Origin of the sequence: Streptococcus hepaticus (genome assembly GCF_043656315.1) — a bacterium.
Classification (GTDB): domain Bacteria; phylum Bacillota; class Bacilli; order Lactobacillales; family Streptococcaceae; genus Streptococcus; species Streptococcus hepaticus.
In genome coordinates, this window is the sequence record NZ_JBINIY010000045.1 from 1 (window position 1) to 636 (window position 636).

Below are 636 nucleotides of genomic sequence, written 5' to 3' on the forward strand. Positions count from 1 at the left end.
GTGTAATAAGGACTATCCCCATGCAACATGAAATCCAGTTGTAACCCTAAGTCATACCACTTTTGATGTTTTCCTTTGGCATATTCCAACAATAAAGTATGTCTGCATGACCCATCCGCGGTATCTGTCCATTGGCCTAAGCCTAAACCACGTTTGAGAATATTTGAGTAACGTCCATTGTATATAGTTGGACCATTAAGTGAGAGCCAGCCCTCATCATCCCAAGAACTAACTGTCGCACCAACTGGTGGAGATAAATAGTCGCCTTCAGCTCGTTTTGGATTAATGGAGGATTCTACCGACCAATTTCCTAGAATGGCTGCGATGGCTTGATTGCTTGCTCCATTACTTTTGAGATAGTCATAAATTGCCTTGGCTCTCTCGAACTCATCACCGCCAAACTGACCGATAGTTGGAAGAATGGTGGTCTGAACCTGAATCACTTTTGGAAAGTAGAAAGCTGGATTGACATAGACCAACTTATCCGTGTCATCATCAACCTTTTGATAGGTGACTTTTAGACCCGTTCCGTCTTTGGTCTGACCAATAATATCTCCTGCCAAGACATGTTGATGTTCACTCACTCGGCCTGAATGAATGCCAATCAAGGTTAGTTTAGTCTTATTCACTCCCTTA

At 42.8% G+C, this 636-nt stretch carries 1 protein-coding gene; it reads right to left on the reverse strand.

Annotated features, from left to right (window positions below; all coding sequences use genetic code 11):
* The coding region (locus ACHUFA_RS11020) for a phage tail tip lysozyme (protein ID WP_394406108.1) at positions 1 to 636 on the reverse strand (636 nt) is incomplete at both ends.